The organism is Phreatobacter cathodiphilus (assembly GCF_003008515.1).
GTDB lineage: Bacteria > Pseudomonadota > Alphaproteobacteria > Rhizobiales > Phreatobacteraceae > Phreatobacter > Phreatobacter cathodiphilus.
This window is the reverse complement of sequence record NZ_CP027668.1, coordinates 3,122,731-3,140,070: the sequence shown is the minus strand read 5'-3', so window position 1 is coordinate 3,140,070 and position 17,340 is coordinate 3,122,731. Positions and strand designations below refer to the sequence as shown.

The following is a 17,340-nucleotide window of genomic DNA, read 5'->3' as shown; positions in this document are numbered from 1 at the left end:
CCCTCCAAGTCCGCGCCCGCCTATCCCTGCAGGCTCGCCCACATCTCGCGGTCGCGCTGGTCGGTCCAGACCACCGGCCAGTCGATGCCGCTGGCCTCGTCATAGGCGCGCGAGACGTTGAAGGGCAGGCAGTGCTCGTAGATGGCGAAGGACGCGAATTTCGGGTCCATGGCCGTGCGGCAGGCGTCGAAGGCCTGTTTCAGCGTCAGCCCCTTCGCGACGCTGTCCGAAACCGAGCCGTAGAGGGTCGACAGGAAGTCGCGCGTCAGCCGGATGCCGTCGGCCACCATCGCGGGTGTCGTGAGAGCGGCGCCGCGGCCCGGCACCACGGCTTTCGGCCCCAGCGCCTCGATGGCGTCGAGGGTCTTCGGCCAGTCCTTGAAATGGGCGTCGCCGCAATAGCAGGCGGAGTGATACTCGACGAGGTCGCCGGTGAAGGCGACGCCCGCATCCGGGACCCAGGCGACGGTGTCACCGGCGGTGTGGCCGCGGCCGAGGTGCATGAGCCTCACCTCGCGCCTGCCGAGCCAGACGGTCATCTCCCGCCCGAAGGTGACGTGCGGCCAGGTCAGCCCCGGCGGGATCGATTCGGCGCCGGGGAACAGGCGCGGGAACCGGCCGATCTCGCTCGCCTTGTCCTGCTCGCCACGCTCGACGATGAGGCCGCGGGTGGCGTCTGAGGCGATGATGGTGGCGCCCTCGTAGGCGGATGCGCCGAGCACGCGGACCGCGTGGTAATGCGACAGCAGCACGTAGCGGATCGGCTTGTCCGTGACCTCGCGCACGCGCGCGATGACGTCGGCCGCCATGGCGGGCGTCGCCTGGGCGTCGACCACCATGCAGGCATCGTCGCCGACGATGATGCCGGAATTGGGGTCGCCCTCGGCCGTATAGGCGTAAAGCCCCTTGCCGAGCTCGTCGAAGGAAATGGTCTTGGGGCCGAGATCGGCCGTGGATGCGAAGGACTTGGACATGGGAGGGACTCCTGCGGAGCGACGCGGGGCGCCGCTCAATCGTGGTGCTTGCGGACGATCTGGTCGATGGCGCCGAAGATGGAATGGCCGCCGGCATCCTTCATCTCGATGCGGACGGCGTCGCCGAAGCGCATGAAGGGCGTCCTCGGCGCGCCGTCGCGGATGGTCTCGACGGTGCGCATCTCGGCGATGCAGACATAGCCGAGGCCACCCTCGGCGATGGGCCGGCCGGGCCCGCCGTCGGCATCGCGGTTCGACACGGTGCCCGAGCCGATGATGGTGCCGGCGGTAAGGGCCCGCGTCTTCGCCGCGTGGGCGATGAGCGTGCCGAAGTCGAAGGTCATGTCGACGCCCGCCTGAGGGCGGCCGAATTGCTCGCCGTTGAAATAGGCGAGCAGCGGCAGGTGCAGCTTGCCCTCGACCCAGGCGGCGCCGAGCTCGTCCGGCGTCACGGCCACCGGCGAGAAGGCTGTGGAGGGCTTGGACTGGAAGAAGCCGAAGCCCTTGGCGAGTTCGGACGCGATGAGGTTTCGCAGGCTAACGTCGTTGGCGATCATGACGAGGCGGATGAGGCCGCGCGCCTCGTGGGGGGTGACCCCCATGGGCACGTCGCCGGTGATCACCGCCACTTCGCCCTCGAAGTCGATGCCGTGAGCCTCGTCCGGCAGGGTGATCGGGTCGCGCGGACCGAGGAAGGTGTCGGACCCGCCCTGGTACATGAGCGGGTCTGTCCAGAAGGACGGCATCATCTCGGCGCCCCGTGCCTGGCGCACGAGGGCCACGTGATTCACATAGGCCGAACCGTCGGCCCACTGATAGGCTCGCGGCAGGGGGCTGGCGCAGTCGTGTTCATGGAAGCGGAACGAGGGAACGGAGCCGTGCTCCAGCTGTTCGGCGAGGTCGACGAGGCGGGGGTGAAGCCGCTCCCAGTCGTCCAGCGCAGCCTGAAGCGTGGATACAACCGGAAAGGCATCGGTCGCCCGGGTCAGGTCTCTGGAAACGACGACGAGACGGCCGTCGCGGCCGTGCTTGAGGGAGGCGAGCTTCATGGCACTTCTTCCCGGAAATGGGTTCTCTGTCCGGACTTGGGTGGCCGGTCCGGCATCAAAGCCTGTTGCGGCGCGCTTGACCAGCGCCTTGCCGGAAGCCGCCACCCAAGCGGGTTGTCTTATCTTTGTCGCGTTGCGCTACGGTTCGCCAAGCGATACGCTCCGGACATGGACTGCAAGCGATTCCTCGTCCACGCCCTTTGCTGAATTGACGCTCTTCCACAGGAAGCACACATGGACGCCCGTCTAGCGGATAAGTCCTCTTTTTCAGACCCCAAGCTCGAGCTGGATTCGTTCCTGCCCTACAGGCTGAACGTCCTGGCCAACGTCGTCAGCCAGGCGCTCTCGGGCATCTATGCCGAGCGCTACGGCCTCGGCATCCCGGAATGGCGCGTCATCGCCACACTGGGACAGTTCGGCCAGGCGACCGCCAAGGACATCGGCGCGCACAGCCACATGCACAAGACCAAGGTCTCGCGCGCCGTGGCCAGCCTGACGCGGCGCCGGCTGGTCCAGCGTCGCATCAACCGGCAGGACCTGCGCGAGGCCTTCCTGTCGCTGACGCGCGAGGGGCAGGTGATCTACGGTGATCTCGTTCCGGTCGCGCAGCGTTTCGCCGCCGACCTCAGCGATGGATTCACCCCCCACGAGCGCGACCAGCTCGACCTCCTCCTCACCCGGCTGACCGAGCGCAGCCTGCGGATGCTGGATCGGGAGGACGAGCCGCAACCCGTCTCCGACTGAAGGCGCAGATCACAGGCTCCGGGCGAAGCCGGCTACGGCTGCATTGAAGGTGGCCGGCTGCTCGATGTGCGGCGCATGGCCCGCGGCGGCGATGATCTGCGCCCGCCCGCGCGGCGCGGCCGCTGCGATCCAGTCCGCGACGGCCGGGCTGTAGAGCTGGCTATGGGCCCCGGCGACGGCGAGGAGCGGCACGGGCAGCGCCGCGAGGGTGGCGCGGTGGTCGGCGCGAACCAGCGAGCGCCAGAGCGCCGCCATCACGGCGGGATCGCGCGCGGCGATCCGCTCCGTCGCCCCGGCCATGTGCGGCGAGGCCTCGTCGCTGCCGGCGGCGAACATGGCCCTGGCGATCCGCGGCGCGTAGAGCGGCCAGTCGCCCTCCATCCGGTCGGCCGCCTCAAGCGCTCCCGCGAGGTCCTGCCCGCCGGCGAGGCCGTGCGGCCAGTCCGGCGCGTTGACGACCTTCGGGCTCATGTCGACCATGACCAGGCCTGCGATGCGGCCGGTCCCGTGCCGGGCGAGATAGTCGAGGGCGACGATGGCGCCCATGGACCAGCCGACGAGAACCGCGGGGCTGCCGGAGATTCCTTCGATCAGGTCGGCGAGGGCGTCGGCGAGGCCGGCCATGGTCGCGGGCCGGGGCGCCAGCGGGGTGTCGCCGTGGCCGGGCTGGTCGGGCGCGACGACGCGGAAGCCGTCGCGGGCGAGGCTCTCCTGGGCGGCGAAGAAGGAACGGTCCACCGACCAGCCGTGGAGGAAGACGAGCGGGCGTCCCGCGCCGAGGTCGGTGAGGGCTGCACCTGGCGGGGCCGGCTCCCTCATCCGCGGTCTCCGGCGACGAGGCTGCGCAGGACGTGCTTCTGGATCTTGCCCGCCGCGGTGCGCGGGAAATCCTCGACGATGGTGATGTGGCGGGGAACCTTGTAGCCGGCCAGGCGGGCGCGGCAATGGGCGCGGATGTCGTCGACGGTGGCCGCCGTCCCCGGCCGCAGCAGGACCACGGCATGGCCGACCTCGCCCCAGGTGGCATCGGCGACGCCGATCACCGCGGCCTCGAGGATGGCCGGATGGGCGTGGAGCGCGCTCTCGACCTCGGCCGGATAGACGTTCTCCCCGCCCGAGATGAACATGTCCTTGATGCGGTCGACGACGTAGTAATAGCCGTCGGCGTCCTGCCGGCCGACATCGCCGGAGCGCAGCCAGCCGCCGGCCGCGAAGGCCCGCGCGGTCGCTTCCGGCTGATTGAAATAGCCGGGGGTGATGCCGGGGCCGCGGAACAGCAGTTCCCCCGCCTCCCCTGGCGCCACGTCCTCGTCCCTGAAATCGACGATGCGCACCTCGGCGAGGATCTGCGGCTTGCCGACCGAGCCGATCTTCGCCGCCGCATGGGCCTGATCCATGAGGAAGAGGGTCGGGCCCGTCTCGGTCATGCCCATACCGTTGCAGACGGTGACGCCGCGGGCGGCGAAGGCGCGCAGCAGCGGCTCCGAAATCGGGGCACCGCCGCATCCCCAGTGGCGGACGCGCGAAAAATCCGTCGTCTCGAAGGCGGGATGCAGGCTCAGGGCCTGGTAGACGGCGGGCACGCCGAAGAACAGCGAAAGCTGGCCGCGGCCGATGAGGTCGAAGACGGCGTCGGGTTCGAATTTCGGGATGATGCGGGATGTGCCGCCAGCGATGAAGAGCGGCAGGGCGTGGAGGTTGATCCCCGCCGTGTGGAACAGAGGGAGGTAGTTCAGGGTGTCGTCCCCGGCACCCATGCCGGTGGCCTGCTGGATGTTGACGGCATTGGCGAGGGCCATGCCCGGCGTCTGGATCACCGCCTTCGGCCGGCCGGTCGTGCCGGAGGTGTAGAGGAGGTACCAGATGCGGTCCGTCTCCCAGGGAGAGGGGGCGTCGGCCGCCGGGGCTGCCGCGGCGCGCTCGGCCTCGTAGCCGGCGAAGGAGAGCACCGGCACCAGTTCCGCCAGCTCGGTCGCGAGGGATGCGGTGGCGGAATCGGCGAGCAGGAGCTTTGCGCCGCAATCGGCGAGGATGGGGCGAAGCTCGGCCGGGGTGAGCCGCCAGTTGAGCGGGACGAGGACGAGCCCGGCCCGGGCGCAGGCGAAGAGCAGCTCGAAGAAAACCGCCCCGTTATGGCAGAGCACGGCGACCCGATCGCCGGGCTCCAGTCCGCGGCCTGCGAGGAAGACGGCGCCGCGGCCGACCCTGTCGTCCATCTCGGCGAAGGTCACGGCCGGGGCGCCCTGCACCTCCTCGAAGGCGATCGCGTCGGGGCTCAGTTCGGCGCGGCGGCGGCAGAGATCGGGGATCGTCTTCATCGGGTGACCTCGCGCTGCGGGCCCGGCGGGCGGCGTCAGGTCTTGGCGCCGCGCCCGGCGGCGCGCGGACCGATGCCGTGGGCGACGAAATCGTAGGCGGCTTCCGCCGCCGCATCGAGGGGGCCGTCCCGGTCATAGATGGCGTAGCGCCGGCCGACCATGTCCGTCACCCCCATGAGCGCCCAGGCGCGCACCTCGGCGTGTCCCGGTGCGATTTCGCCGCGGGATTCGGCTTCCTCGAGCCCGACGCGATAGCCGGCGGCGAATTCCTCGTAATAGGCGCGGTGGATGGCCGGATCGACGAACTGGGACTCCGCCACGACCCGGTAGAGGTTGGGGTTGTCGCGCACGAACTGCAGGAAGGCGCGGATGCCCAGACGCTCCGCCTGCATGCGGTCGCCGGCGCCGGCGGTCGCGAGGGTCAGGTGATGGCGCAGGCGCCGGCCCATGCGCAGGACCAGCTCGCGCAGCACCTCCTCCTTGGAGCGGAAGTAGAGATAGAACGTGCCCTGAGCGACGGCCGCTTCGGCGGTGATCGTCGCGATGGAGGCGTCGGAAAAGCCACGGGCGCCGATCTCGCGCTCGGCGGCGTCGAGAATCTTCTGGCGGGTGCGCTCGCCCCTCTGGGTCTTCGGCGCCGGCAGGGGCCCTGCCGGATGGAGGTTGCTCATGGCCTGTCCGTGGCGTTTTCCCGTCATCGGCCCGTCGCCCGAAGGCCTCAGACCGCTTCCCGCTTGACGCGTTTGTGGGACGAAGCTAGCGTCACATGAAACATGACTCAAGTGTCAGTTTGAGAATATGGATCAGGGAGGATCCCATGCTGAGGAAAACGCTGGCGGTGGCCGTCGCCTCGCTCGCAATGGCCGTGACGTCCTTCGCCGGGAGCGCCGCGGCACAGACCCGCGACGTCAAGATCTGCCTCATCGCCGGCCGCACCGGTCCGCTCGAGGCCTATGCGAAGCAGACCGAGGTCGGCTTCATGATGGGCCTCGAATATCTGACGCGGGGCACCAACACGGTGGCCGGCATGCGCATCCAGGTCCTCGTCAAGGACGACCAGCTGCGCCCTGATCGCGGCAAGGCCCTGCTGGAGGAGTGCTACAACGACGACGGTGCGGCCCTCGCCGTGGGCACGACCGGCTCGCCGGTTGCGCTCGCCATGCTGCCCGTCGCGGAAGAGGCCAAGAAGATCCTCATCGTCGAGCCGGCGGTGGCGGATTCGATCACCGGGCCGCGCTGGAACCGCTACATCTTCCGCACCGGCCGCTCGTCCTATCAGGATGCGCTGGCGGCCGCCGCCTCGATCCCCGAGAACGAGGACGTGTTCATCGGCATGATGGGCCTCGACACCGCCTTCGGACGTGACGGCGTTGCCGCCTACAAGGCAGCGCTCGCCGCCATCCGGCCGCGCGCTCGCATCGTCGCGGAGGAGTTCGCCGCCGGTAACACCGCCGACTTCACGCCCTTTGCGGAGCGCCTGTTCGCGGCGCTGAAGGATCGCCCCGGCAAGCGCATCATCGGCTTCATCTGGGCCGGCGCGCACCCGATGGCGAAATTCGTCGACATGAAGCCGGAGCGCTTCAACATCGCCCTCGCCCCCGGCGGCAACATCCTGCCCGCCATGAACGCCTGGAAGGCCTTCGCCGGCACCGAGGGCGGCATCTACTATTACTACGACTTCCCCCGGAACCCGCTGAACGACTGGCTCAAGGCCGAGTACCAGAAGCGCCACAACGCGCCGCCGGACTTCTTCGTGGCGGGCGGCTTCGCCGCGGCGGCCGTCGTGGTGGCCGCGCTCGAAAAGGCCGGCTCGACCGATACCGAGAAGCTGATCGCGGCGATGGAAGGCATGACCTTCCAGACGCCGAAGGGGCCGATGACCTTCCGCAAGGAGGACCATCAGGCGATGCAGGAGATGTATCACTTCCGCATCCGTCCCAACGGCCGCGACAACGACATGCTCGACCTGGTGCGGACCATTCCCGCCTCCGAGATGCCGCTGCCGATCACCAACGGACGGCGCACCAACTGACGAGACGGCCGCGGCCGGGGATCTCTCCGGCCGCGCCGCAGCCTGTCGGTGTCAGGCGACACTTCGGTCGTGCCGATGATTCCCGCCCTCACGGTCCGAACACTCTCGCCGACGTCTCCCGCCCGTCAGAAGTCCCATCGCCCCATGCCGCCCGTCCTCGAAACCCGTGACCTGACCATCCGCTTCGGCGGCCATGTCGCCGTCGACGGCGTCTCCTGCGCCTTCCATGCGGGGACGCTGACCGCCATCGTCGGGCCGAACGGGGCGGGTAAGACCACCTATTTCAACCTGATGTCCGGCCAGCTCGCGGCCACGTCCGGCCAGACCCTGCTCGACGGCGACGACATCTCCGCGCTCGGCGCAGCCGGCCGGGCGCAGCGCGGCATCGGCCGGGCCTTCCAGATCACCAACCTCTTTCCCAACCTGACGGTGGGGGAGAACGTGCGCCTCGCCGCGCAGGCGCGCGGGCGCGCGAAGGCGAGCCTCCTTTCCCTCTGGTCGAGCCACCGCGACTGGATCGCCAAGGCGGATCATTACCTGGAGGAGGTGAACCTCTCCGGCGTGCGCGACACGCTGGCCGCGGCCCTGCCGCACGGCGACAAGCGCAAGCTGGAGGTGGCCATCATGATGGCGCTGGAGCCACAGGTCTTCATGTTCGACGAGCCCACCGCGGGCATGAGCGTGGACGAGGTGCCGGTCATCCTCGACCTCATCCGCAAGCTGAAGGCGGACGGGACCAAGACCATCCTGCTGGTGGAGCACAAGATGGACGTGGTCCGCTCCCTCGCCGACCGCATCGTGGTGCTGCACAACGGCCGGCTCGTCGCCGACGGTGAGCCGGCCGAGGTCATCGCCTCGCCGGTGGTGCAGGAGGCCTATCTCGGCCAGGCGCCGAAGGCGGTGGAGGCGACCCATGGCTGAGCCGCTGCTCACCCTCGAGGGCGTCCACACCCATATCGGCCAGTACCACATCCTGCAGGGCGTTGATCTCGCCTTGCCGAAGGGTGGCATGACCGTGCTGCTCGGACGCAACGGCGCCGGCAAGACGACGACCCTGCGCACGATCATGGGCCTGTGGAAGCCCTCGCGCGGAACCGTCTCCTTCGCGGGCCGGCCGATCGGCGGCCTGCCGACGCCCGACATCGCGCAGGCCGGCATCGCCTATGTGCCGGAGACCATGGCCGTCTTCGCCGACCTGACGGTGGCGGAGAACATGGTGCTGGCGGCGCGCTCCGGGCCTGTCGATCCCGCCCGCCTGGACTGGATCTTCGGCCTGTTCCCGGCGCTGAAGAAGTTCTGGCAGTTCCCCGCCGGCGTCCTCTCCGGCGGGCAGAAGCAGATGCTCGCCATCGCCCGCGCCATCGCCGAACCGCGCACCCTCATCCTCATCGACGAGCCGACCAAGGGCATCGCGCCCGCCATCATCGAGGCGATGATCACCGCCTTCGCCGAACTGAAGCGCGAGACCACGATCCTGCTGGTGGAGCAGAACTTCCGCTTCGCCGCGAGCCTCGGCGACCACGTGGCGGTGATGGACGACGGCCGTATCGTCCACCGCGGTGCCATGGCCGATCTCGCCCGCGACGAGGCCCTGCAGCAGCGGCTGCTGGGGCTCTCCCTCGACACGCATCAGTGAGGCCTCCATGACCGCCGCACCCGCCCCGGCCTCCGCCTCCGACGCGCTTCCCGACATCCGGCACGACTACCTGCCGATCCTGCTCCCGGTGGCGCTTTCCGCCCTCGCGCTGCCCTTCGTCGGCAACCCGACGACCTGGGTGACGCTCACCGTGGCGGCGCTCGCCATGGGCATGATGATCTTCGTCATCGCCTCGGGCCTCACCCTTGTTTTCGGCCTGATGGACGTGCTGAACTTCGGCCACGGCGCCTTCATCGCAGTGGGCGCCTATATCGCCCTATCGGTTCTCGCCTTGCTGTCGGGATGGGTGCAGGCGGATTCGCTCCTCTGGAACCTGATGGCGCTGGGCCTCGCCGTCACCGTGGCGATGGTGGGCACTGGCCTCCTCGGTCTCGCCTTCGAGCGGGTGATCGTCCGGCCGGTCTACGGCCAGCACCTCAAGCAGATCCTCATCACCATGGGTGGCCTCATCGTCGCCGAGCAGCTCATCCACGTGATCTGGGGCGGCGACCAGAAGGCCATGGCGCTGCCGGCGGCGCTGCGCGGCGCGGTGGTGATCGGCGAGGTCGCCATCGAGCGCTTCCGCATCCTCACGGTGGCGGTCGGCATCGTCGTCTTCGCCGCCATGATCCTCGTCCTCAACCGCACGCGCATCGGCCTGCTGATCCGCGCGGGGGTCGAGAATCCGGAGATGGTGGAGGCGCTCGGCTATCGCATCCGCCGGCTCTTCGTCGGCGTCTTCGCCGTGGGGTCGGCGCTCGCCGGCCTCGGCGGGGTGCTCTGGGCGCTCTACCGCGAGACGCTGACGGCCGCCATCGGCGGCGACGTCATGGTGCTGGTCTTCATCGTCATCATCATCGGCGGCCTCGGATCGGTCGGCGGCTGCTTCATCGGCGCCATTCTGGTGGCGATGATGGCGAACTACACCGCCTTCCTGCTGCCGAAGGTGGCTCTCGCCTCCAACATCCTCCTGATGGTGGCGATCCTCATGTGGCGGCCGCAGGGACTCTATCCCGTGGCGAAGAGGTGAGGGCGATGCTGAACACGCTCCTGTCCGGCGACTATCCGCGCAGCCGCATCCTCACCGGCATCCTCGCCGCCATCGTCCTCGGCCTCGCCTTCGCGCCCTTCCTCTTCTCCGGTGCCGCGGCCATCAACACGGCGGCGAAGGTCTGCATCTTCATCGTGCTGGTGGCGAGTTACGACCTGCTGCTCGGCTATACGGGCATCGTCTCCTTCGCTCACACCATGTTCTTCGGCATCGGCGGATACGGGGTCGGCCTCGGCCTCTACGCCTTCGGCGCGAGCTGGGGCGTCCTCGCCCTCGGCATCCTTCTCGCCCTGGTGGTCGGCGTGGTGCTCGCCTTCCTCATCGGGCTCCTGTCGCTGCGCGTGCGGGCGATCTTCTACGCCATGATCACGCTCGCGGTCGCCTCCGCCTTCCTCATCCTCGCCACTCAGTTCTCCGAATATACGGGCGGCGAGGACGGCCGCTCCTTCTCCGTGCCGCAGGTCCTCAGGCCCGGCTACCGGCTGCTGGACCAGCCGGTCTTCGGCACGGTGATCAACGGACGCGTGCTCGCCTATTACCTCGTCTTCGCCATGGCGGTGACGTTGTTCCTGCTGGCGCTGAGGGTGGTCAACTCCCCCTTCGGCCGGGTGCTCCAGGCGATCCGCGAGAACGACATGCGCGCCGAGGCGCTCGGCTATCGCGTCGTCTACTACCGCACGGTCGCCAACTGCCTCGCCGCCGGCATGGCGGTGCTGGCGGGGGCCATGAGCGCGATCTGGCTCCGCTACACCGGCCCCGACACGACGCTCTCCTTCGCCATCATGCTCGACATCCTGCTGATGGTGGTGATCGGGGGCATGGGCACGCTCTACGGCGCGGTCATCGGCGCCACCCTGTTCATCGTCGCGCAGAACTATCTGCAGAAGCTGATGGCCACCGCCTCGACGGCGACGGAGGGGATCCCGCTGCTGCCGAAGCTGCTGCATCCCGACCGCTGGCTGCTGCTGCTCGGCCTTCTCTTCGTGCTCAGCGTCTATTTCTTCCCGACGGGCATCGTCGGGCGGCTGCGCGGCAAGTCGGGCTGAGCCTGACGTTATTCCGACGCCGGCCCGGAACCGGCGCGGCCCACAGGGGTTGTCCGGGCATCGCAAATCGAGGAGATCAGGCGATGAACTGGGACCGCGTCGAAGGCAACTGGAAGCAGCTCAAGGGCAACATCAAGGAGCAGTGGGGCAAGCTGACCGACGACGACCTGGACGTCATCGCCGGCCGCCGCGACCAGCTCGAGGGCAAGCTTCAGGAGCGCTACGGCTACGCCAAGGACCAGGCGAGCAGCGAGATCGACACCTGGTACAACAGCCGAAACTGGCTGCCCTGATCCAATCCTCACCGAGAAGTAGGCCTCTGGTCCACCGCCCGTGGCAGGAGCGCCCAAGCCCGTCAGGTCTTCCTGGCGGGCTTTCGTTTTTCACAGTGATGGTTTGTTAATCCAGCGGTCTTATGACACCACAAGGCACTTGACTGTCGGCTGAAAAGTGATAGATTTCCAAAATCATCAGCCGTTACAAACTAGGCACCATGACAAGCCGGCCCCGATTCACTGCCGACGAAACGCGTGAGCGCATCCTCGCCGTGGCCGAGGAGCATTTCCGCCGCGTCGGCTACGCCAAGACCGCCGTTGCGGACGTGGCCGGAGAGCTCGGGATGAGCCCGGCGAACGTCTACCGCTTCTTTCCCTCCAAGGCGGCCATCTGCGAGGAGATCGCGCGGCGGCTGCTGGACTCCTGCCACGACATCCTCAGGCAGATCGCCGCCGAGCGGACCGTTCCCGCCGAGGACCGTCTGGCGCGCATGGCCATGTCGCTGCACCAGTTCAACAAGGCCCAGTTCTTCGACGAGCGTCGGCTCTACGACATGGTGGAAGCCGCCATGACGGAGAATTGGCACGTCGTCAAAGGGCATCTGGAAGAACTCGTCGCCCTGTTCGCCGAGGTCATCCGCGACGGAATGGCGTCCGGCGCCTTCATCGTTCGCGACCCCGTCGAGGCGGCGCTGTCCTTCAAGCAGTGCCATGCCAGCGTCTTCCACCCGACCCTGATCGCCCATTGCGCTCATGACAGCGACCTCGACGAACAGACGAGCCGCCTGACGCAGTTCGCCATCCGCGCCCTGAAAGCCTGAGGACCAAGCCATGTCCCTTCCCGCCGGCTCCCGTATCCTCCCCCTCCTGGCCAGTGGCGTTCTGGCGCTGGCACTCGCCGCCTGCACCGACGGCAATGCCCGCACCGACGCCAAGGCCGAGGACACCCCGCCGCGCGCCGTCCGGGCGGAGACGGTGGTGTTCAAGCCGCGGGTGCGGGAGCGCACCTTCGTCGGCACCGTCCGGCCGCGGATCGAGAGCGATCTCGGCTTCCGCGTCGCCGGCAAGGTCTCCGAGCGCCTGGTCCAGCAGGGCCAGCGGGTCGTCCGGGGCCAGCCGCTCGCCCTTCTCGACGCGACCGATCTCAAGCTGCAGATGCAGCAGTCCGCAGCCGAACTCGAAGCGGCCGAGGTGAACCTCGCCGCGTCCGTGGCCCAGGACAAGCGCACCCAGGACCTGCGCGCCGCCGGCTGGGCCACCCAGGCGACCCTCGACACCCAGCTCGCCAAGACGGCCGACGCCCGCAGCCGCGTGGATCGTGCCAAGCGGGCCCTCGACCTCGCCGCCAACCAGCTCGCCTATGCGACGCTGGTCGCCGACAGCGACGGCATCGTGACCGCGACCCTGGTCGAGCCCGGCCAGGTGGTGCTCTCGGGAACCGCCATCGTCAGGCTCGCCCGCTCCGGCGAACGCGAGGCTGTCGTGGCCATTCCGGAGGCGCTGATCGAGGACGTGCGGCGCTCGTCTGCCGCCCGCGTCTCGCTCTGGTCGAACGCCGAGAAGACCTACTCTGCCACCCTGCGCGAACTCGCCGCCTCGGCCGACGTCGCCACCCGGACCTTCCAGGCCCGTTACACCATTCAGGACGCCGACGACGGCGTGGTCATCGGTATGACCGCGACCGTCACGGCTGGCGAGCCCGCGTCCGCCCGCGTGGCTCGCCTCCCCATCTCCGCGCTCTATTCCGACGGGCGCGGCACCTCGGTCTTCGTCGTCGACGAGGCGACCGGCAAGCTGACGCTGAAGCCGGTGACGGTCGCCGGCTACGACGGCCGCGACGTTCTTATCGCCGACGGGATCTCCGACGGCGAGAAGGTCGTGACGCTGGGCGTCCACAAGCTCGACCCCAGCCAGCGCGTGCGCATCGTCGAGGGGCGCTGAGCCCCGAGACCCGCCCGCCCGCCCGCCCGGCATCATCACTCGACCCGACCCTCCCGAGCGGAGCGACCACCCATGTCCGCCCACGACAGCCATGATCCGCATCTGACGAAGGGAAACTGGTCCTACTGGGCCGTGACCCACCGCTCGCTGGTGCTCTTCGCCATCCTCGTCCTCATCGCGAGCGGCGTGATCTCCTACATGCGGCTGGGACAAGCGGAGGATCCCTCCTTCACCATCAAGGTGGTGACGATCACCGTCGCCTGGCCGGGCGCCACCGCCCGCGAGATACAGGACCAGGTGGCCGAGCGGATCGAGAAGAAGCTGCAGGAGCTGCCCTATTTCGACCGGGCGCAGACCTATACCAAGTCCGGCTTCGCCGCGATCCAGATGACCTTCCGCGACAACACGCCGCCGCGCGACGTGCCGCAGCTCTTCTACCAGGTGCGCAAGAAGCTCGACGACCTGCAGTCCGACCTGCCGAGCGGCGTCGTCGGCCCGGCCGTCAACGACGAGTTCGGCGACGTCGATTCCGTGCTCTACACGCTGACCGGCGACGGGGCCTCCTATGCCGACCTGAAGGCCATCGCCGAGCGGCTGAAGAGCCACATGCTGCGCGTGCCCAACGTCACCAAGGTCAACATCTACGGCGCCCAGGACGAGCGCATCTTCGTCGAGTTCAGCCACGCCAAGCTCGCCACCCTCGGCGTCTCTTCCTCCACCATCTTCGAAAGCCTGCAGAAGCAGAACGCCGTCACCCCCGCCGGTACCATCGACACCGGCTCCGCCCGGATTCCGCTGCGCGTCACCGGCGCCCTCGACGGGGTCGAGGCGGTCGCCGCGATCCCCGTCGACGTCAACGGCCGCATCTTCCGGCTCGGCGACATCGCCACGATCTCCCGCGGCTATGTCGACCCGCCCACCTATCTGATCCGCCAGGAGGGTCAGCAGTCGGTGCTCGTCGGCATCGTGATGCAGAAGGGCGCCAACATCACCGCCCTCGGCGAGGAACTGGAAAAGGCGCGCGAAGCCTTCCGCGGACAGCTGCCGGTCGGTATCGAAATGGGTCAGATCGCCGACCAGCCGCATGTGGTGCGCGAGGCGGTGTCCGAGTTCAAGACCTCGTTCGTCGAGGCCCTGGTCATCGTCCTGTTCGTGTCCTTCGTCTCTCTCGGCCTGCGCACCGGCGTCATCGTCGCGCTGTCGGTGCCGCTGGTGCTCGCCGTCGTCTTCACCCTGATGTACCTGATCGGCATCGACCTGCACCGAATCTCCCTGGGCGCGCTGATCATCGCGCTCGGCCTGCTGGTCGACGACGCCATCATCGCGGTCGAGATGATGGTGGTGAAAATGGAGCAGGGCTGGGATCGCATCTCCGCGGCGGCCTACGCCTGGACCTCGACCGCCTTCCCGATGCTCACCGGCACCCTCGTCACCGCCATCGGTTTCCTGCCCGTGGGCCTGGCCAATTCGGCGACGGGTGAATATGCCGGCTCCATCTTCTGGGTGGTCGGGATGGCGCTGATCGTCTCTTGGTTCGTCGCCGTGCTGTTCACGCCCTATCTCGGCTACGTCCTGCTGCCCGATTTCCGCGCCATCGAGGAACGCAAGTATCAGCGGGCGGTGAAGCGCGCCGAGAAGCGCGGCAAGCCGATCCCGCCGAAGCCGGACCACACCGACGCACACGCCCTCTACAACACCCCGACCTACCAGATGCTGCGCCGCGCCGTGCGCTGGTCGGTGGACCACAAGATCGTCGTCGTCGTCACCACCATCGCGATCTTCGCCGGCTCGGTGGTCGCCTTCACCCGCGTGCAGCAGCAGTTCTTCCCGATCTCCGGCCGTCTGGAGCTCTTCTTCGAGATGCGCCAGCCGCAGGGCTCTTCGATCACCGCGTCGCTGGATACGGCCAAGCGCGCCGAGGCCCTGCTGAAGGGCGACGACGACATCCGCACCTACACGACCTATGTCGGTCAGGGCAGCCCGCGCTTCTGGCTCGGCCTGAATCCGCAGCTCCCGGATGAGTCCTTCTCGCAGATCGTCATCATGACGAAGAGCCTGGAAGCTCGCGAGCGGGTGAAGGCACGGCTCGAGAAGGCGGTGGCGGATGGCGCCCTGTCGGAGGCGCGGGTGCGCATCGACCGCTTCAGCTTTGGCCCGCCGGTCGGCTTCCCGGTGCAGTTCCGGGTCGTCGGCAACGAGCCGCAGGCGGTCCGCGACCTCGCGGTGAAGGTGCGCGAGATCATGCGCGCCAACAGCAACACCCGCGACCCCCATCTCGACTGGAACGAGCAGTCGCCCTCCGTCCGCCTCGTGGTCGACCAGGATCGCGCCCGCTCGCTCGGTCTCAACGTCCAGGACGTCGCGCAGACGCTGCAGACGCTCCTCTCCGGCGTCACCGTGACGACCATGCGCGACCGCACCGAAAAGGTGGAGATCGTCGCCCGCGCCGTGCCGAGCGAGCGCGTCGACCTCGGCCGCATCGGCGATCTCACCATCATCGCCCGCAGCGGCGTGCCGGTGCCGCTCGCCCAGGTCGCCCGCATGGAGTTCCACGAGGAGGATCCGATCCTCTGGCGGCGCAACCGCGAACTGTCGATCACCGTCCGTGCCGACGTCGCCGACGGTATCCAGCCGGCGGTTGTGTCCGGCCAGGTCGAGGAGTCGCTGAAGGAGCTCAAGGCCTCGCTGCCGCCCGGCCTGCGCATCGAGGTTGGCGGTTCGGTGGAGGAATCGGGCAGGGCCAACTCCTCGCTCGCCGCCCTCTACCCCGTCATGGCGCTGGGCATGCTGACCGTGCTGATGATCCAGCTCCAGTCCTTCTCGCGGCTGCTGCTGGTCTTCTCCACGGCGCCGCTGGGCCTCATCGGCGCCTCGCTCGCCCTCAACCTGCTCAACGCGCCCTTCGGCTTCGTCGCCCTGCTCGGCCTCATCGCGCTCGCCGGCATGATCATGCGCAACACGGTCATCCTGGTGCAGCAGATCGACGAGAACCGCGAGGCGGGCCTGTCGCTCTATGACGCCATCATCGAGGCGACCGTCCACCGCTCGCGCCCGGTCGTGCTCACCGCCATGGCGGCGATCCTGGCCATGGTGCCGCTGGCGCGCTCGCTGTTCTGGGGGCCCATGGCGATCACCATCGGCGGCGGCCTCTTCGCGGCCACTCTGCTCACCATCCTGTTCCTGCCGGCGCTCTACGCGCTGTGGTTCCGGGTCAGGAAGCCAGGTCCGGAGGAAGCGGCGGTAGTCGACGCCGCGACACCATCGTCGCCCGCCCTGCCGCTGGCGGCGGAATGAGGGGGCGCGGCCGCGGTCATTCCCCCGCCGCGGCCCGCATGGCTTTGATGTCGGCGAGCGAAGGCAGGCTCGCCTCGTTGCCGAGATGCTGGATGGAATGGGCGGAGGCCGCCCGCGCGAAGCGGAAATGCTCCTCCCAGGCGCCCTCTGGATCGGCGAGATAGGCATAGCAGTAGGCGCCATGGAAAATGTCGCCGGCGCCGTTGGTGTCGACCACCTTGGCGCGCGGCACCTTCAGCGCCGGCATCTCCCGCTTCTCGCCCTTGGCGTCGATCCAGACCATGCCTCGCTCGCCGAGCGTGACGGCGCCGATCCGGCAGCCGCGGGAGTTCAGATAGGTGAGCATCTCGCTAGGGGTGAGCTCCATTTGCTCGCAGAGGCGTTCGGCGACCACGGCGACGTCGATGAACTCGAGCAGTTCGCGGGTGTTGGAGCGCAGGCCGCCGCCGTCGAGCGAGGTGAGGATGCCCTTCTCGCGGCAGGCCTTCGCATAGGCGATGGCGGCGTCCGGCTGGTGGCCGTCGAGATGGAGCAGCCGGCAGCCGTCGAGATAGAGCGTCGGATAGGGGTGTAGATAGGCGTCGTCGCGGGCGCGGACGATCGCACGCTTGCCGTTGTTGGGGATGACGAAGGAGAGCGAGGAGCGCTTCACCGGCCGGGGATGCAGGTTCACCTCGTAGCGCGCGGCCATGTCGGAGAACATCCGGCCGAGCCAGTCGTTGGCGTGGGAGGTGAGGAGATCCGGCTTCACCCCCAGCTTGGCGCAGGCGAAGGCGGCGGTGACGGCATTGCCGCCGAAGGAGACCGAATAGTCCTTCGCGACCACCTTGTCGTCGCCGGTGGGAATGGTGTCCGCCAGAAGCGTGACGTCGATATAGGTCTGTCCGATGAAGAGTGCTTCCATTCCTGATCGTCCCAGCGCTTTCCGGCCAATCTGTGGTCGGGGACCAACCCTGGAGACCCCCTGCCGGTTTCGCGCG

The 17,340-nt window shown here is 68.6% G+C and carries 16 protein-coding genes; 10 read left to right on the top strand and 6 right to left on the bottom strand.

Annotated features, from left to right (window positions below):
- Window positions 1–20: 20 nt before the first annotated feature.
- A complete protein-coding gene (locus C6569_RS15075; RefSeq protein WP_106749613.1) occupies window positions 21–974 on the bottom strand; it encodes an MBL fold metallo-hydrolase in 954 nt (317 codons plus the stop codon).
- A gap of 35 nt (window positions 975–1,009) precedes the next feature.
- Window positions 1,010–2,023 (bottom strand): fumarylacetoacetate hydrolase family protein, encoded by a 1,014-nt coding sequence (locus C6569_RS15070; protein WP_106749612.1) that lies wholly within the window; start codon window positions 2,021–2,023, stop codon window positions 1,010–1,012.
- A gap of 234 nt (window positions 2,024–2,257) precedes the next feature.
- On the opposite strand from C6569_RS15070, the gene C6569_RS15065 reads away from it, so the two are divergent.
- Window positions 2,258–2,767 (top strand): MarR family winged helix-turn-helix transcriptional regulator, encoded by a 510-nt coding sequence (locus tag C6569_RS15065; protein ID WP_106749611.1) that lies wholly within the window; start codon window positions 2,258–2,260, stop codon window positions 2,765–2,767.
- Between the two features lie 9 nt (window positions 2,768–2,776).
- Here the strand turns inward: C6569_RS15065 and C6569_RS15060 are convergent, their stop codons facing one another.
- The 3 genes from C6569_RS15060 to C6569_RS15050 are packed head-to-tail and all read right to left on the bottom strand — an operon-like array spanning window position 2,777 to window position 5,756.
- Window positions 2,777–3,586 carry an alpha/beta fold hydrolase gene (locus C6569_RS15060; protein ID WP_106749610.1) on the bottom strand — a complete coding sequence of 270 codons (810 nt, stop codon included), beginning with the start codon at window positions 3,584–3,586 and terminating at the stop codon, window positions 2,777–2,779.
- The gene (locus C6569_RS15055) at window positions 3,583–5,085 is read right to left on the bottom strand and encodes an acyl-CoA synthetase (protein ID WP_106749609.1); all 1,503 of its coding nucleotides are present in this window, start codon (window positions 5,083–5,085) and stop codon (window positions 3,583–3,585) included. The genes C6569_RS15060 and C6569_RS15055 overlap by 4 nt, the downstream gene beginning before the upstream one ends.
- A 35-nt stretch (window positions 5,086–5,120) precedes the next feature.
- The gene (locus tag C6569_RS15050; RefSeq protein ID WP_106749608.1) at window positions 5,121–5,756 is read right to left on the bottom strand and encodes a TetR/AcrR family transcriptional regulator; all 636 of its coding nucleotides are present in this window, start codon (window positions 5,754–5,756) and stop codon (window positions 5,121–5,123) included.
- A 149-nt stretch (window positions 5,757–5,905) separates the two neighbouring features.
- On the opposite strand from C6569_RS15050, the gene C6569_RS15045 reads away from it, so the two are divergent.
- The 9 genes from C6569_RS15045 (at window position 5,906) to C6569_RS15005 (ending at window position 16,360) form a co-directional block, all read left to right on the top strand.
- Window positions 5,906–7,117: a substrate-binding domain-containing protein gene (locus C6569_RS15045; protein WP_106751072.1), complete on the top strand. Its 1,212-nt coding sequence runs from the start codon at window positions 5,906–5,908 to the stop codon at window positions 7,115–7,117.
- Between the two features lie 144 nt (window positions 7,118–7,261).
- Entirely contained in the window at window positions 7,262–8,038 is a 777-nt protein-coding gene (locus C6569_RS15040; RefSeq protein ID WP_106749607.1) for an ABC transporter ATP-binding protein, read from the top strand.
- Window positions 8,031–8,753 (top strand): ABC transporter ATP-binding protein, encoded by a 723-nt coding sequence (locus tag C6569_RS15035; RefSeq protein ID WP_106749606.1) that lies wholly within the window; start codon window positions 8,031–8,033, stop codon window positions 8,751–8,753. Before C6569_RS15040 ends, C6569_RS15035 begins: the two co-directional genes overlap by 8 nt.
- 7 nt (window positions 8,754–8,760) lie before the next feature.
- Window positions 8,761–9,783 carry a branched-chain amino acid ABC transporter permease gene (locus C6569_RS15030; protein ID WP_106749605.1) on the top strand — a complete coding sequence of 341 codons (1,023 nt, stop codon included), beginning with the start codon at window positions 8,761–8,763 and terminating at the stop codon, window positions 9,781–9,783.
- Window positions 9,784–9,788: 5 nt separating this feature from the next.
- A complete protein-coding gene (locus tag C6569_RS15025; protein ID WP_181313766.1) occupies window positions 9,789–10,850 on the top strand; it encodes a branched-chain amino acid ABC transporter permease in 1,062 nt (353 codons plus the stop codon).
- Window positions 10,851–10,933: 83 nt separating this feature from the next.
- On the top strand, window positions 10,934–11,143 hold the full coding sequence (locus C6569_RS15020) for a CsbD family protein (RefSeq protein ID WP_106749604.1): 210 nt from the start codon (window positions 10,934–10,936) through the stop codon (window positions 11,141–11,143).
- Between the two features lie 200 nt (window positions 11,144–11,343).
- On the top strand, window positions 11,344–11,946 hold the full coding sequence (locus C6569_RS15015) for a TetR/AcrR family transcriptional regulator (protein WP_106749603.1): 603 nt from the start codon (window positions 11,344–11,346) through the stop codon (window positions 11,944–11,946).
- A 10-nt stretch (window positions 11,947–11,956) separates the two neighbouring features.
- Entirely contained in the window at window positions 11,957–13,066 is a 1,110-nt protein-coding gene (locus tag C6569_RS15010; protein ID WP_106749602.1) for an efflux RND transporter periplasmic adaptor subunit, read from the top strand.
- Window positions 13,067–13,168: 102 nt separating this feature from the next.
- The gene (locus tag C6569_RS15005) at window positions 13,169–16,360 is read left to right on the top strand and encodes an efflux RND transporter permease subunit (protein ID WP_106751070.1); all 3,192 of its coding nucleotides are present in this window, start codon (window positions 13,169–13,171) and stop codon (window positions 16,358–16,360) included.
- A gap of 16 nt (window positions 16,361–16,376) precedes the next feature.
- Here the strand turns inward: C6569_RS15005 and C6569_RS15000 are convergent, their stop codons facing one another.
- The gene (locus tag C6569_RS15000; RefSeq protein WP_106749601.1) at window positions 16,377–17,264 is read right to left on the bottom strand and encodes a sugar kinase; all 888 of its coding nucleotides are present in this window, start codon (window positions 17,262–17,264) and stop codon (window positions 16,377–16,379) included.
- Window positions 17,265–17,340: the final 76 nt, after the last annotated feature.

Bases quoted from the DNA above. Each gene is read 5' to 3' on its own strand.
- C6569_RS15075 (WP_106749613.1), bottom strand. From the start codon at position 974: ATGTCCAAGTCCTTCGCATCCACGGCCGATCTCGGCCCCAAGACCATT.
- C6569_RS15070 (WP_106749612.1), bottom strand. From the start codon at position 2,023: ATGAAGCTCGCCTCCCTCAAGCACGGCCGCGACGGCCGTCTCGTCGTC.
- C6569_RS15065 (WP_106749611.1), top strand. From the start codon at position 2,258: ATGGACGCCCGTCTAGCGGATAAGTCCTCTTTTTCAGACCCCAAGCTC.
- C6569_RS15060 (WP_106749610.1), bottom strand. From the start codon at position 3,586: ATGAGGGAGCCGGCCCCGCCAGGTGCAGCCCTCACCGACCTCGGCGCG.
- C6569_RS15055 (WP_106749609.1), bottom strand. From the start codon at position 5,085: ATGAAGACGATCCCCGATCTCTGCCGCCGCCGCGCCGAACTGAGCCCC.
- C6569_RS15050 (WP_106749608.1), bottom strand. From the start codon at position 5,756: ATGAGCAACCTCCATCCGGCAGGGCCCCTGCCGGCGCCGAAGACCCAG.
- C6569_RS15040 (WP_106749607.1), top strand. From the start codon at position 7,262: ATGCCGCCCGTCCTCGAAACCCGTGACCTGACCATCCGCTTCGGCGGC.
- C6569_RS15035 (WP_106749606.1), top strand. From the start codon at position 8,031: ATGGCTGAGCCGCTGCTCACCCTCGAGGGCGTCCACACCCATATCGGC.
- C6569_RS15030 (WP_106749605.1), top strand. From the start codon at position 8,761: ATGACCGCCGCACCCGCCCCGGCCTCCGCCTCCGACGCGCTTCCCGAC.
- C6569_RS15025 (WP_181313766.1), top strand. From the start codon at position 9,789: ATGCTGAACACGCTCCTGTCCGGCGACTATCCGCGCAGCCGCATCCTC.
- C6569_RS15020 (WP_106749604.1), top strand. From the start codon at position 10,934: ATGAACTGGGACCGCGTCGAAGGCAACTGGAAGCAGCTCAAGGGCAAC.
- C6569_RS15015 (WP_106749603.1), top strand. From the start codon at position 11,344: ATGACAAGCCGGCCCCGATTCACTGCCGACGAAACGCGTGAGCGCATC.
- C6569_RS15010 (WP_106749602.1), top strand. From the start codon at position 11,957: ATGTCCCTTCCCGCCGGCTCCCGTATCCTCCCCCTCCTGGCCAGTGGC.
- C6569_RS15000 (WP_106749601.1), bottom strand. From the start codon at position 17,264: ATGGAAGCACTCTTCATCGGACAGACCTATATCGACGTCACGCTTCTG.